Source organism: Streptomyces sp. Ag109_G2-15 (assembly GCF_900215565.1).
GTDB classification, from domain to species: domain Bacteria; phylum Actinomycetota; class Actinomycetes; order Streptomycetales; family Streptomycetaceae; genus Streptomyces; species Streptomyces diastatochromogenes.
In genome coordinates this window covers 2,432,263-2,445,306 of the sequence record NZ_OCNI01000001.1, presented here as the reverse complement: position 1 = coordinate 2,445,306, position 13,044 = coordinate 2,432,263, and the positions used below count along the sequence as shown (strand labels likewise).

Below are 13,044 nucleotides of genomic sequence, written 5' to 3'. Positions count from 1 at the left end.
GGCCCGGGAGGGCTACTCCCGGGCCAGGACCACAGCCGTGCCGTACGCGCACACCTCGGTGCCCACGTCCGCGGCCTCCGTCACGTCGAACCGGAACGCCAGGACGCCGTTGGCGCCACGCGCGCGTGCCTGCTCCACCAGCCGCTCCATGGCCTGGGTGCGGGTCTGCACGAGCGTCTTGGTGCCCTTCAGCTCGCCGCCGATCATCGACTTCAGTCCGGCGCCGATCTGGCTGCCCAGGTGCCGCGAGCGCACGGTGAGCCCGAAGACCTCACCGAGCACCTGCTGCACCCGGTATCCGGGCACGTCGTTGGTGGTGACGACCAGCACGTCCGGCTGGGGCCCCTGGCCGCCGCCGTAGTCATCGAGTCCCATGGCTCACAGCTTTGCCCCAGTTGCCCCACAGTGCATCCTGGAGTCACCGGTGGAACCTGGGGCGGACACATCGCGTTGATAGCTTTGTGCGCCCGCACAAGGACGCCGTAGCCGCCCTCACCCCCACAGGAGCCCGGACCCGTGATGACACTCGCCCTCGGCCCGAGCTGGCTGGATCCCAACTACCTGCTCGACACGTACAGCATCTGGGGCCTGCTGCTCATCGTCTTCGCCGAGTCCGGTCTGCTCATCGGTTTCTTCCTGCCGGGCGACTCGCTGCTGTTCACCTGCGGCCTGCTGATCACGTCCGGGGACCTGGACTTCCCGCTGTGGGGCGCGATCGCCCTGATCTGCCTCGCCGCGATCCTCGGCGACCAGGCGGGCTACATGTTCGGCAAGAAGGTCGGCCCGTCCCTCTTCAACCGCCCGGACTCCCGCCTCTTCAAGCAGGAGAACGTCACCAAGGCGCACGAGTTCTTCGAGAAGTACGGCCCCAAGTCCCTGGTCCTGGCCCGTTTCGTGCCCATCGTGCGCACGTTCACGCCGATCATCGCCGGCGTCAGCGGCATGAAGTACCGCTCGTTCCTGACCTTCAACGTCATCGGCGGCGTCCTGTGGGGCGCGGGCGTCACCCTGCTCGGCTCCTGGCTCGGCAACATCGACTTCGTCAAGAAGAACATCGAGGCGATCCTCATCCTGATCGTCCTCATCTCGGTGGTCCCGATCGCGTTCGAGTTCCTCCGCGCGCGCGGCAAGGAGAAGAAGGCCCGGCAGGAGACGCCTCAGCCTCCCCAGCAGCCCCAGTACCAGCACCCCCCGGTCATGGACGACGCCACGACTCAGCTCCGCCGCATCGAGCCGGAGGAGCCCTACCAGCAGCCGTACCAGCAGCAGCCGTACCAGCCGCAGCAGGACCAGCAGCAGTACTGGAACCAGGGCTACGACAACCAGGGGCAGCAGGGCCACCAGGGTTACGACGACCAGTACTACGACCAGCAGCAGTACCCGCAGCAGCAGTACGACCAGAACGGGTACCCCCGGAACCACTAGGCGGCTCAGAACCCCCTGGTCCGCTTGGCGGCCCGGCGCTTGCCGGCGGAGCCGACCCGCAGGAACAGCCGGGAGATCTCCGAGCCGAGGTTGACCCCGATGGCGATGGCCATGGCCAGCGAGGCCGCCTTGGCCAGGGACACCAGCCCCTTGTCGACCTCGTTCTGCGCCATGGACAACAGCCCGAAGTACGTGGCCGAACCGGGCAGCAGCGGCCCGATCGCGGCCGTCGTGTAGGGCAGCGCCGACGCGAACCGGTACCGCGACAGCAGCTGCCCGAACAGCCCCACCAGCCCCGCCGCCACCGCCGTGGAAGCGACGGGGGAGATGCCGCCCGCGTAGTGCATGGCGCCGTACACCGACCAGGCCACACCGCCGTTGAGCGTCACCGCCAGCACGGTGGATCGTTCCTGCTGCAGCAGCACGGCGAACGTCAGCGACAGCAGCATGGACGCGGCGATCTGGATCAGCGGTCGCTCGGAGATGTTCAGCGCCGCGTCCGGGTTCAGCTTGCCGCCCACCTTCACACCGAAGTACAGGACGACCAGCACGCCGATGACGATGCCGACGAAGAAGTACATGACCTCCAGCAGGCGGGCGGCCGCGGTGATGTAGAAGCCCGTCAACCCGTCCTGCACGCCCGCCACCAGCGCCCGCCCCGGCAGCAGCGCGAACAGCCCACCGGTGACGACCGCGGACGCCGCCACGTCGACGTGCGCCAGCGCGAACGCCACACCGATCGCCGCAGGCGGCATCGCGGCGATCGTGAACTGGTAGAACTCCGGCAGCCCCCGCCCCGCGCACAGCCACGCCAGCCGGTCGCCGAGCATCGCGCCCAGCGCCGCCGCGACGAACACGATCAGATCACCGCCGACCAGCACTGAGGCCGCACCCGCGAGCAGCCCGCTCGCCAGGGTCAGGGCCCAGCCTGGGTAGGGGTGCCGGTTGCGGCGGATCTCCGCCAGGCGCCGGTAGGCCTCCTCCAGGGAGACATGGGCCTCCGGGTCGGTCAGGTCGTCCACCAGCCGGAACACGGCCGCGAGCCGGGTGTAGTCCGTGCCCCGCCGGCGTACCGTCCGCGACGCCGTGACCGGGTCCTCCACCAGGGACGGCTGGTGGGAGATCGACAGCAGTGTGAAGGTGACGGTCGGCTCACAGCGGTCCAGGCCGTAGGACCGGCACACCGCGAACATCGCGGCCTCCACGTCCTCCGCGCCCTCACCGCCCGCCAGCAGCAGTTCCCCGATACGCAGGGTCAGGTCCAGCACGCGCGGGATCGCGGGCCCGCCCTCCTCGGCCCGCTGCACCGGCTCGAGCGCCGGCCGTTCGGCCACCGGCATGCGCAGCATCGTGCGCATCCGGTCCTGCCAGGGCGCGTCCTTGATCAGGCTGACCGCCGGTATCCCGGTCGCCGGGGTGAACGCGGGCGGGGCGTCCTGGGCGCTGTAGGTGCTCGGCAGGGTGAAGGCCGACCCCTCCGGCTCGGCACCCGGCTGCTGCGGCGCCTCCAGCCCCTTCGGCACGGCGAACTCGGACGTGGTCTCCGGCTCACCGCCGCCCTCGGGGACCTCGATGCCCTGGGGAATGGCGAACTCGGACGTGATCTCCGGGTCGTACCGCGCCTCGTCGGACCGCGGCTTGCGGTCCTCCGCCTCCGTCACCTCGCACCGCTCCCTGAACGCAACATTCCGTCAGGGCTCAGTATGCGCATGGGTGCGCGAACGGGCCGCACGCGTGCGCGTGCGGCCCGTGGCAACAGGGAGCCTCAGTCAGTGGCCGCCCTGCTCCTTGAAGCGCTTGTAGGACCGCTCGATCTCGATCTCGGCGTCCGTGCGGCCCACCCAGTTGGCACCCTCGACCGACTTGCCGGGCTCCAGGTCCTTGTACACCTCGAAGAAGTGCTGGATCTCCAGGCGGTCGAACTCCGACACGTGGTGGATGTCGCGCAGGTGCTCCACCCGCGGGTCGGTGGCCGGAACGCACAGCAGCTTGTCGTCGCCGCCCGCCTCGTCCGTCATCCGGAACATGCCGATCGCGCGGCACTTGATCAGGCAGCCCGGGAAGGTCGGCTCGTCCAGGATGACCAGCGCGTCCAGCGGGTCGCCGTCCTCGCCGAGAGTGTTCTCGACGAAGCCGTAGTCGGTCGGGTAGGCGGTCGAGGTGAAGAGGCGACGGTCCAGGCGGATCCGACCGGTCTCGTGGTCCACCTCGTACTTGTTCCGCGAACCCTTCGGGATCTCGATCGTGACGTCGAACTCCACCGGTGGCTCCTCCATGATCAGCACATAGTTCTGGTGGTTAAGTGTCCCTCACGCAGGTGTGTGATCGCGAAAGGGGCTGGTGGTCGTGCCAGAGCTGAGGCCTTGGCGAGCCGCGAGGCCGCATGTGGTGCGGATCGCGAACGCCGTACGACCGCGACTGGCGCGCGCCGCGACGGCCGCGCAACCACGGATCGCGCGGCTGACGAAGGCAGTGCGCCCCGGGTTTGCACACCTCCCTGGGCCGCGAGCCGTCAGGACCTGGCAGTACACCGCGGGCGCGGCCACCGCCGGGCTGGCGCTGGCCGCCGGTGTGGTGACCGTCGCCGGTCCCTGGGACGCCAACGGTCAGCGTACGGCCGAGCGGGACCGCGCAACCGCTCTGGAGCGGTCAGGTGGCGCAGATCACGGCGACTCCGGCACGCGCGCGCAGGGGCCTCGGCCCGCACCGAGCGCCCCGGCCGTTCTTACGGGCCTGGGCGGCACCACGGGCACGGTCAGCACCAAGAAGGCCCCGCCGGGCCAGAAGGCCCTCGCGGACGTCCTGGGGCCGCTCCTGGACGTCCCCGCGCTCGGCGGCGGCCACGCGGCGGCCGTCGTCGACGTCAGCACCGGCAAGCAGCTGTACGGCACCGCCGCCGGCCGGGCCTTCACACCGGCCTCCACGACCAAGATCGCCACCGCCGTCGCCGCCCTGTCCGCCCTCGGCCCCGACCACCGCCTCACCACCCGCGCCGCGCTCGAACCCGACACCGGAGAACTGGTCCTGGTCGGCGGCGGCGACCCCACCCTCACCGCCCATCCGAATGCCGAGGGCTGGGCCAGCCTGCGCACGCTCGCCGCCGACACCGCCGCCGCCCTGAAGAAGCGCGGCATCCACAAGATCACGCTCTCCTACGACACCACGCTCTTCTCCGGCCCCGCCGTGCACCCCGTCGGCGTCAACGACAACCTCGCCCCGGTCAGCGCCCTGACCGCCGACGAGGGCCGCACCAACGACTCCACCAGCGGCCCGGTGGCCCGCGTGAGCGATCCGGCGGCGGACGCGGCCGGCAAGTTCGCGGACTACCTCCGCAAGGCCGGCGTCAAGACCACACCCCCCGGCCCCTCCAAGGCAACCAACCGCGCCGAGACCCTGGCCACCGTCTCCTCGCCCCCGCTGTCCGCCCTGGTCGAGCGCATGCTGACCAACAGCGACAACGACATCGCCGAGGCCCTGGCCCGCCAGACCGCCCTGGCGAGCGGCCGGGCGGCGAGCTTCGACGGCGGCGCGAAGGCCATCGCCACCCAGCTGACCAAGCTCGGCCTGCCGATGTCCGGCGCCGCCTTCCACGACGGCAGCGGCCTCAACCGCGACGACCGGCTCACGGCGAACCTCCTCACCGCTCTGCTGGTCAAGGCCGCCGACCCGGCCCGCCCCGGTCTCCGCCCGGTCCTCACCGGCCTGCCCGTGGCCGGCTTCACCGGCACCCTGGCCGCCCGCTACACCGACGGAGCCGCAGGAGTCGTACGAGCGAAGACAGGAACCCTGACCGGCGTGAACACCCTCGCGGGCACGGTCGTCGACCAGGACGGCCACCTCCTGACCTTCGCCTTCCTGGCCTCCAACACGACCAACGCCCAGGAGGCCCAGTCGGCCCTGGACAGGACGGCCACGGCGTTGGCGGCCTGTGGCTGCGGCTAGTTGAGAAACCGCACCTCACCCGACCCCCACTCCCTGCCCCAAGCGGGAGCGCTCACGTACCGTTGACACATGACGAGCTTCGGTGGCACCGCATCTCCCGGGATGGTCGACTGGAACCTCGCGGTGGCGACCGCGACACGGCTCGTACGACCGGGCCCCGAGGTCAGCCGCGACGAGGCCAGGGCCGTCGTGGCGGAGCTGCGCCGGCACGCGAAAGCCTCGGAGGAACACGTCCGGGGCTTCACTCGTATGGGCACCGCGGAAACCCACGACACCCCCGTCCTCGTCGTCGACCGCCCCGGCTGGGTCCGCGCGAACGTCGCCGGCTTCCGGGAGATCCTCAAGCCCCTCCTGGAGAAGATGCAGGAGCGCCGCGGCAGCAGCCCCGGCAACGCCGTCCTCGGCGCCGTCGGCGGCAAGGTGACCGGCGTCGAACTGGGCATGCTGCTGTCCTTCCTCTCCTCCCGCGTCCTCGGCCAGTACGAGACCTTCGCCCCCGCCTCCCGCGACCTCCCGGCCGGCGGCTCCCCTGATTCACCGAGTGGCGGCGGCCGCCTTCTCCTCGTCGCGCCGAACATCGTCCACGTGGAGCGCGAACTCGACGTCGAACCCCACGACTTCAGGCTCTGGGTGTGCCTGCACGAGGAGACCCACCGCACGCAGTTCACCGCCGTGCCCTGGCTCCGCGACCACCTGGAGGGTGAAATCCAGTCGTTCTTGGCGGAGACCGACGTCGACCCGATGACCGTCCTGGAACGCGTCCGGGAAGCCGCCCAGTCCCTCGCCGGCGGCCGCCCCGAGGGCGAGGAGGACGACGGCGGACGCTCCTTCGTGGAGCTGGTGCAGACCCCGGCCCAGCGCGAGATCCTCGGCCGCCTCACCGCGGTCATGTCCCTGCTGGAGGGCCACGCCGACTTCGTCATGGACGGGGTGGGCCCGAGCGTCGTACCGACCGTCTCCGAGATCCGCGAGAAGTTCCAGCAGCGCCGCGCCAGGGGTGCCTCCCGCCTCGACCTCGCCCTGCGCAAGCTGCTCGGTCTGGATGCCAAACTCAGGCAGTACCGGGACGGCGAACGCTTCGTGCGTGCTGTGGTCGACCACGTCGGCATGGACGGCTTCAACCGTGTGTGGACATCTCCCAACACCCTGCCCACCAAGGCGGAGATCGCCAAACCGGCGGACTGGGTCGCACGGGTGCACCGCAAGGCCGAGTCGTGAACCGCATGAGGAAGTCGTGAAACGAATCCGGCCGACGGCAGGCGAACGCCCCTTCAATCACCCGTCCGAGGGACCGTGAGCCATGGGTAGGCGTGCGATGCTCGGGGAACGGCCCGCTTCTGTCACCATCTACACACTCTGAGTGACCGAACCTCGGGCTCACCCCCCGAAAACTTCATGAAGGGAACCGGACATGGGTCCCCATCCTGCGGTCGCGGCGATACGCCTGGCGGTCCGCCGCGTCCTCCACGACCTCCTCACCGACCTCAGCCGCACCACCGATGAACCCCGCGAACCCAGCCGGCGCGAGCGCACCCCCTCCCCGCTCGTGCTCGTCGCGTGCTCCGGCGGCGCCGACTCCATGGCGCTCGCCTCGGCCCTCGCCTTCGAGGCTCCCAAACTCGGCATCCGCGCCGGCGGCATCACCGTGGACCACGGCCTTCAGCCCGGCTCCGACCTCCGGGCCGAGGAGGTCGTCCTCAGGCTGCGCGAACTCGGCCTCGACCCCGCCGAGTCCATCGCCGTGACCGTCGGCCGCGAGGGCGGCCCCGAGGCCGCCGCCCGAGACGCCCGCTACGCCGCCCTCGACGCCGCGGCCGAGCGCCACGGCGCCGCCGCGGTCCTGCTCGGCCACACCCGCGACGACCAGGCCGAAACCGTCCTGCTCGGCCTCGCCCGCGGCTCCGGCATCCGCTCCCTGTCCGGAATGGCCGCGGTCTCGGGGGCCGGCGGCCGTTACCGGCGGCCCTTCCTGCACCTCGACCGGCAGACCGCCCGCAAGGCCTGCATGGTCCAGGCCCTGCCCGTCTGGGACGACCCGCACAACGCCGACCCCGCCTACACCCGCTCCCGGCTACGGCACGAAGGCCTGCCCGCCCTGGAGAAGGCCCTCGGCAAAGGCGTCGTGGAAGCCCTCGCCCGCACCGCCCAGCTCTCCCGCGACGACGCCGACGCCCTCGACGCCTGGGCCGGCCAGGCCGAGGCCTCCGTACGCGACGCCACGGGCCTCCTGGAGTGCGCCAAGCTCTACGCCCTCCCGCCCGCCGTACGCCGCCGCATCCTGCGCCGCGCCGCCATCGAGGCCGGCGCCCCGGCGGGCTCCCTCTTCGCCCGTCACATCGAGGAGGTCGACCGGCTGATCACCGGCTGGCGCGGTCAGGGAGCCATCAATCTCCCGGGCAAAGTCGTCGCCCAGCGTCAGGGTGGCAGACTGGTTATCCGGCAAGGCTGAATCCCGACCCACGGAGCGACCCTCCGACGGGCCGGACAGCCGGTGGCCGTAAGAGCGGCCGTAAGTGCGGGACGACCGAAAGTGATGCGGGTGGACGCGAAAGACATGGGTGCCGACCTCAAGCAGGTACTCATCACCAAGGAAGAGATCGACGCGAAGCTGGTTGAGCTGGCCGCGAAGATCGACGCGGAGTACGCGGGCAAGGACCTGCTCATCGTCGGCGTCCTGAAGGGCGCCGTCATGGTCATGGCGGACCTGGCCCGGGCGCTGTCCACCCCCGTCACCATGGACTGGATGGCCGTGTCCTCCTACGGCGCGGGCACCCAGTCCTCCGGTGTCGTGCGGATCCTCAAGGACCTCGACACCGACATCAAGGGCAAGCACGTCCTGATCGTCGAGGACATCATCGACTCCGGTCTGACGCTGTCCTGGCTGATCAACAACCTCGGCTCCCGCGAGCCCGCCTCCCTCAAGGTGTGCACGCTGCTGCGCAAGCCCGACGCCGCCAAGGTCGCCATCGACGTGGAGTGGGTCGGCTTCGACATCCCGAACGAGTTCGTCGTCGGCTACGGCCTCGACTACGCCGAGAAGTACCGCAACCTGCCGTTCGTCGGTACGCTCGCGCCTCACGTCTACGGCGGCTGAGCCAACCGGGCCAGCCCTTGTAAGACGATCGGGAACCCCAGCGGGTTTCGCGCCGTTGGAGCAAGCAGAGACGGGAATGCCAGCCGTCCGTGCCACTCCGTGCGGCTTCGGGCAACAATGCTGGGGTACCGTCAGAAGAACTGTCTTATCAAACTCACTATGGCAGGAGGGACGGGGCGGCACCGCTCCGTATGGATGGACGTGAAGCGATACTTCCGTGGGCCGGTCATGTGGATCGTGCTGGCCGTCCTTGCCGTGGTCGTGTTGATGCAGGTCGTCGGCTCGTCCGGCGGCTACAAGACGGTGGACACCGGCCAGGTCGTGGCGGCGATCAACGAGAACAAGGTCGAGTCGGCCAAGCTCACCACCGGTGACGAGCAGACCATCAAGGTCACCCTCAAGGACGGCCAGAAGGTCGAGGGCAGCTCGAAGATCCAGGCGAGCTACATCGGCGACCAGGGCGTGGCCATCGCCGGCACATTGCAGACCAAGTACCAGGACAAGCAGATTCCGGACGGCTACACCGTTTCGCCGTCCAAGCAGAACCCGTTCCTCGGCGTCCTGCTCTCCCTGCTCCCCTTCGTCCTGATCGTGGTCGTCTTCCTGTTCCTGATGAATCAGATGCAGGGCGGCGGCTCCCGGGTCATGAACTTCGGCAAGTCCAAGGCCAAGCTCATCACCAAGGACACCCCGAAGACGACCTTCTCCGACGTCGCCGGCTGCGACGAGGCCGTCGAGGAACTCCACGAGATCAAGGAGTTCCTCCAGGAGCCGGCCAAGTTCCAGGCCGTCGGCGCCAAGATCCCCAAGGGTGTGCTCCTCTACGGCCGCCCCGGTACCGGCAAGACGCTCCTCGCGCGCGCCGTGGCCGGCGAGGCCGGAGTGCCCTTCTACTCGATCTCCGGTTCCGACTTCGTCGAGATGTTCGTCGGTGTCGGTGCCTCCCGAGTCCGTGACCTCTTCGAGCAGGCCAAGGCGAACGCCCCGGCGATCGTCTTCGTCGACGAGATCGACGCGGTCGGCCGCCACCGCGGCGCCGGCCTCGGCGGCGGTCACGACGAGCGCGAGCAGACGCTGAACCAGCTGCTCGTGGAGATGGACGGCTTCGACGTCAAGGGCGGCGTGATCCTCATCGCCGCGACGAACCGGCCCGACATCCTCGACCCGGCGCTGCTGCGCCCCGGCCGCTTCGACCGCCAGATCGCGGTCGACCCGCCGGACCTGCAGGGCCGCATGGAGATCCTCAAGGTCCACCAGAAGGGCAAGCCGGTCGCGCCCGACGTCGACCTGGCCGCCGTCGCCCGCCGCACCCCCGGCATGACCGGTGCCGACCTCGCCAATGTGCTCAACGAGGCCGCGCTGCTCACCGCCCGTGGCGACCAGAAGCTGATCGACAACAAGGCTCTGGACGAGGCGATCGACCGCGTGGTCGCGGGCCCGCAGAAGCGGACCCGGATCATGTCGGACAAGGAGAAGAAGATCACCGCGTACCACGAGGGCGGTCACGCCCTGGTCGCGGCGGCCTCGCCGAACTCCGACCCGGTCCACAAGATCACGATCCTCTCCCGCGGCCGCGCCCTCGGCTACACGATGGTGCTCCCGGACGAGGACAAGTACTCGACCACCCGCAACGAGATGCTCGACCAGCTCGGCTACATGCTGGGCGGCCGTGCCGCCGAGGAACTGGTCTTCCATGACCCGACCACCGGCGCCGCGAACGACATCGAGAAGGCCACCAACCTGGCCCGCGCGATGGTCACGCAGTACGGCATGACCGAGCGGCTCGGCGCGATCAAGTTCGGCGGCGACAACAGCGAGCCCTTCCTCGGCCGTGAGATGGCTCACCAGCGTGACTACTCGGAAGAGGTCGCCGCGCTGGTCGACGAAGAGGTCAAGAAGCTCATCGAGAACGCGCACAACGAGGCCTGGGAGATCCTGGTCGAGAACCGCGACGTGCTCGACCAGCTCGTCCTTCACCTGTTGGAGAAGGAGACCCTGGGCAAGGAGGAGATCGCCGAGATCTTCGCCCCGATCCACAAGCGCCCGCCGCGGCCCGCCTGGACCGGCTCCTCCCGCCGCACCCCCTCCACCCGCCCGCCGGTGCTCTCCCCGAAGGAGCTGGCACTGACCAACGGAGCGAACGGAGCGACGGCGGCGATCAGCACGGCCAAGTCGACGGCGTCGGAGTCCGCCCCGGTGACGGACAAGACCCCGGAAGACCGCCCCGAGAGCTGAACACTTTCAGCCACTAGGCCGGAATGAATGCCGCGGCCCTCAGGTTCTAGCCTGGGGGGCGCGGCATTTCGCATGTCCGCAGAGAGCGCGCGTGGACGCACGCGTGACAGGTACAGGAACGAGGAACCAGATGACCGACCCCGTGACCCTGGACGGTGAGGGCACCATCGGCGAGTTCGACGAGAAGCGCGCCGAGAACGCCGTACGGGAACTGCTCATCGCGGTCGGTGAGGATCCGGATCGTGAGGGCCTCAGGGAGACGCCGGCCCGGGTGGCGCGGGCGTACAAGGAGATCTTCGCGGGCCTGTGGCAGAAGCCCGAGGACGTCCTGACGACGACGTTCGACCTGGGGCACGACGAGATGGTCCTCGTGAAGGACATCGAGGTGTACAGCACCTGTGAGCACCATCTGGTGCCGTTCCGGGGCGTCGCCCACGTCGGCTACATCCCGTCCGTGACCGGGAAGATCACCGGCCTGTCCAAGCTGGCCCGGCTCGTGGACGTCTACGCCCGGCGCCCGCAGGTGCAGGAACGACTCACCACGCAGATAGCGGACTCCCTGATGGAGATCCTGGAGCCGCGGGGTGTGATCGTGGTGGTCGAGTGCGAGCACATGTGCATGTCGATGCGGGGCATCCGCAAGCCGGGCGCGAAGACGATCACCTCGGCGGTGCGCGGTCAGCTGCGGGACGCGGCGACCCGGAACGAGGCGATGAGCCTCATCATGGCGCGCTGAACGACCTGCGCCGAACGATCCCGCACGACCCCTCCGGAGCCGGTGGTCAGGCCGCCGGCTCCGCGCCCGTGTGGTTTTGGTCCTCGTCCTCGGGGAGCTTGCAGACGCGCTCCAGGAACAGGGCCGCCGCTATCACGCCGATGCCGGCCAGGACCGAGAAGCCGGCGTAGAAGGCCTGGTCGCGGCGGGCGGGGAGGTCGAGAAGTTCCAGCAGGAAGACGCCCGTGCCGCCGTACATACCGGCGACCAGGGCGGCCACCAGGGCGCTGGCCTGGCCGAAGACGACCGCTCGGGCGGCCATCAGGGGGTCGACGCCCTTGGCTCCGGGGCGGCGCTCGCGCTGGGCCTTGAAGCGGGCGCGCAACGAGAACGCCGTGGCGAGCAGGACCACCGCGATCAGGGCGAGGACGATGGGGGCGGCCAGGGGGACGCTGGGGAGTGTCCCGATCGAGTTCCAGAGGCGGGCGCCCGCCCAGGACAGGACGCCGGCCACGACGAACACGCCGGCCAGCACCCTGATACGCAGCTCTCTCACGGTGTCCCTTCAGCTCCCCCGGACCGGTCCCGGACTGTGGTCGTCTTGACCTTAACGACTACTCGGGCAGTCGGAGTTCCAGGTCCTTGCGGGCCTCGATGCCGTTGCGCGTGACGGCCGACAGGAGTTCGGCCACCGTGCCCCGGCCGGGCAGCTGGGCCTGCGGGTCGATGTCGTGCCAGGGCGCGAGCACGAAGGCGCGCTCGTGGGCGCGCGGGTGGGGGAGGGTGAGCCGCGGGTCGTCGGAGGTGACGTCCGCGTAGGCGACGATGTCGACGTCCAGGGTGCGCGGTCCCCAGCGCTCGTCACGGACCCGGTTGAAGGCCTCCTCGACGGCGTGGGCCCGCTCCAGCAGGGAGGACGGGGGCAGGGTGGTCTTCAGGACGACGACGGCGTTGAAGTAGGAGGGCTGGCTGCCCGGCTCGACGCCCCAGGGTTCCGTCTCGTAGACCGGCGACACGGCCTTCACGCGGACGCCGGGGGTGTCCTCCAGGGCGTCCACGGCTCCCTGGAGGGTCTCCAGGCGGTTGCCGAGGTTGGAGCCGATGGAGATCACGGCCCATTTCGGGTTGCTCAGTGTCGTGTCGGCGGCGTCCACCTGCTCGACGACCGACGCGGGCACCGGCTGGACGGTCGGGTCGCTGTGACCCTGGGCGAAAGGTCGGGTCATACTCGGCTCCGGGTGATGGTGACGGTCACGTCGTCGAAGGGGACGGTGATCGGGGCGTCCGGCTTGTGGACGCGGACCTCGACCTCCTGGACTCCTTCGTGCTTCAGGCAGGTCTGGGCGATCCGCTCGGCGAGAGTCTCGATGAGGTTCACCGGCTCGCCCTCGACCACGGCCACGACCTCTTCGGCCACGATGCCGTAGTGCACGGTCTTCGCCAGGTCGTCGTCGGCCGCGGCCGGCCGGGTGTCCAGGCCAAGGACGAGGTCCACGATGAAGGTCTGGCCCTCCTCGCGCTCCTTGGGGAACACACCGTGGTGCCCGCGGGCCTTCAGGCCGCGCAGCGCGACACGATCCACGCGAATCACTCCTGCAATCGTCGGGAACGGCCGGTCGGTGTCGCGTGCGGG

Annotated in this window: 13 protein-coding genes; 7 read left to right on the top strand and 6 right to left on the bottom strand. The window is 69.9% G+C overall.

Translation table 11 applies throughout. The features are described from left to right. Positions 1-12: 12 nt before the first annotated feature. A complete protein-coding gene (locus CRP49_RS10720; protein WP_097253165.1) occupies positions 13-375 on the bottom strand; it encodes a YbjQ family protein in 363 nt (120 codons plus the stop codon). 141 nt (positions 376-516) lie between these two features. Between CRP49_RS10720 and CRP49_RS10715 the strand changes: the two genes are divergently transcribed. Beyond that, positions 517-1,425 carry a DedA family protein gene (locus CRP49_RS10715; RefSeq protein ID WP_097253164.1) on the top strand — a complete coding sequence of 303 codons (909 nt, stop codon included), beginning with the start codon at positions 517-519 and terminating at the stop codon, positions 1,423-1,425. Between the two features lie 5 nt (positions 1,426-1,430). Here the strand turns inward: CRP49_RS10715 and CRP49_RS10710 are convergent, their stop codons facing one another. Next, on the bottom strand, positions 1,431-3,086 hold the full coding sequence (locus tag CRP49_RS10710; protein ID WP_097253163.1) for a threonine/serine exporter ThrE family protein: 1,656 nt from the start codon (positions 3,084-3,086) through the stop codon (positions 1,431-1,433). A gap of 108 nt (positions 3,087-3,194) precedes the next feature. Next, positions 3,195-3,686: an inorganic diphosphatase gene (locus CRP49_RS10705; RefSeq protein WP_010044289.1), complete on the bottom strand. Its 492-nt coding sequence runs from the start codon at positions 3,684-3,686 to the stop codon at positions 3,195-3,197. Positions 3,687-3,765: 79 nt separating this feature from the next. Between CRP49_RS10705 and dacB the strand changes: the two genes are divergently transcribed. The 6 genes from dacB (at position 3,766) to folE (ending at position 11,432) form a co-directional block, all read left to right on the top strand. After that, the gene (dacB, locus tag CRP49_RS10700; RefSeq protein ID WP_257033359.1) at positions 3,766-5,367 is read left to right on the top strand and encodes a D-alanyl-D-alanine carboxypeptidase/D-alanyl-D-alanine-endopeptidase; all 1,602 of its coding nucleotides are present in this window, start codon (positions 3,766-3,768) and stop codon (positions 5,365-5,367) included. A gap of 69 nt (positions 5,368-5,436) precedes the next feature. Then, on the top strand, positions 5,437-6,585 hold the full coding sequence (locus CRP49_RS10695; RefSeq protein WP_094218333.1) for a zinc-dependent metalloprotease: 1,149 nt from the start codon (positions 5,437-5,439) through the stop codon (positions 6,583-6,585). A 193-nt stretch (positions 6,586-6,778) separates the two neighbouring features. Beyond that, the gene (tilS, locus tag CRP49_RS10690) at positions 6,779-7,816 is read left to right on the top strand and encodes a tRNA lysidine(34) synthetase TilS (RefSeq protein WP_097253161.1); all 1,038 of its coding nucleotides are present in this window, start codon (positions 6,779-6,781) and stop codon (positions 7,814-7,816) included. A gap of 84 nt (positions 7,817-7,900) precedes the next feature. Then, a complete protein-coding gene (gene hpt / locus CRP49_RS10685) occupies positions 7,901-8,461 on the top strand; it encodes a hypoxanthine phosphoribosyltransferase (protein ID WP_094218331.1) in 561 nt (186 codons plus the stop codon). 195 nt (positions 8,462-8,656) lie between these two features. Further along, positions 8,657-10,696: an ATP-dependent zinc metalloprotease FtsH gene (gene ftsH / locus CRP49_RS10680; RefSeq protein ID WP_094218330.1), complete on the top strand. Its 2,040-nt coding sequence runs from the start codon at positions 8,657-8,659 to the stop codon at positions 10,694-10,696. 130 nt (positions 10,697-10,826) lie between these two features. Next, positions 10,827-11,432, top strand: coding sequence for a GTP cyclohydrolase I FolE (gene folE, locus CRP49_RS10675; RefSeq protein WP_094218329.1), 606 nt, complete (start codon positions 10,827-10,829; stop codon positions 11,430-11,432). A gap of 46 nt (positions 11,433-11,478) precedes the next feature. Here the strand turns inward: folE and CRP49_RS10670 are convergent, their stop codons facing one another. The 3 genes from CRP49_RS10670 to folB are packed head-to-tail and all read right to left on the bottom strand — an operon-like array spanning position 11,479 to position 12,993. Next, positions 11,479-11,967, bottom strand: coding sequence for a DUF3180 domain-containing protein (locus tag CRP49_RS10670; protein ID WP_097253160.1), 489 nt, complete (start codon positions 11,965-11,967; stop codon positions 11,479-11,481). A 58-nt stretch (positions 11,968-12,025) separates the two neighbouring features. Then, a complete protein-coding gene (gene folK, locus CRP49_RS10665; protein WP_097253159.1) occupies positions 12,026-12,637 on the bottom strand; it encodes a 2-amino-4-hydroxy-6-hydroxymethyldihydropteridine diphosphokinase in 612 nt (203 codons plus the stop codon). Next, on the bottom strand, positions 12,634-12,993 hold the full coding sequence (gene folB, locus CRP49_RS10660) for a dihydroneopterin aldolase (protein WP_094218326.1): 360 nt from the start codon (positions 12,991-12,993) through the stop codon (positions 12,634-12,636). The genes folK and folB overlap by 4 nt, the downstream gene beginning before the upstream one ends. Positions 12,994-13,044: the final 51 nt, after the last annotated feature.

Bases quoted from the DNA above. Each gene is read 5' to 3' on its own strand.
- CRP49_RS10720 (WP_097253165.1), bottom strand. From the start codon at position 375: ATGGGACTCGATGACTACGGCGGCGGCCAGGGGCCCCAGCCGGACGTG.
- CRP49_RS10695 (WP_094218333.1), top strand. From the start codon at position 5,437: ATGACGAGCTTCGGTGGCACCGCATCTCCCGGGATGGTCGACTGGAAC.
- tilS (WP_097253161.1), top strand. From the start codon at position 6,779: ATGGGTCCCCATCCTGCGGTCGCGGCGATACGCCTGGCGGTCCGCCGC.
- hpt (WP_094218331.1), top strand. From the start codon at position 7,901: ATGCGGGTGGACGCGAAAGACATGGGTGCCGACCTCAAGCAGGTACTC.
- ftsH (WP_094218330.1), top strand. From the start codon at position 8,657: ATGGACGTGAAGCGATACTTCCGTGGGCCGGTCATGTGGATCGTGCTG.
- folE (WP_094218329.1), top strand. From the start codon at position 10,827: ATGACCGACCCCGTGACCCTGGACGGTGAGGGCACCATCGGCGAGTTC.
- folK (WP_097253159.1), bottom strand. From the start codon at position 12,637: ATGACCCGACCTTTCGCCCAGGGTCACAGCGACCCGACCGTCCAGCCG.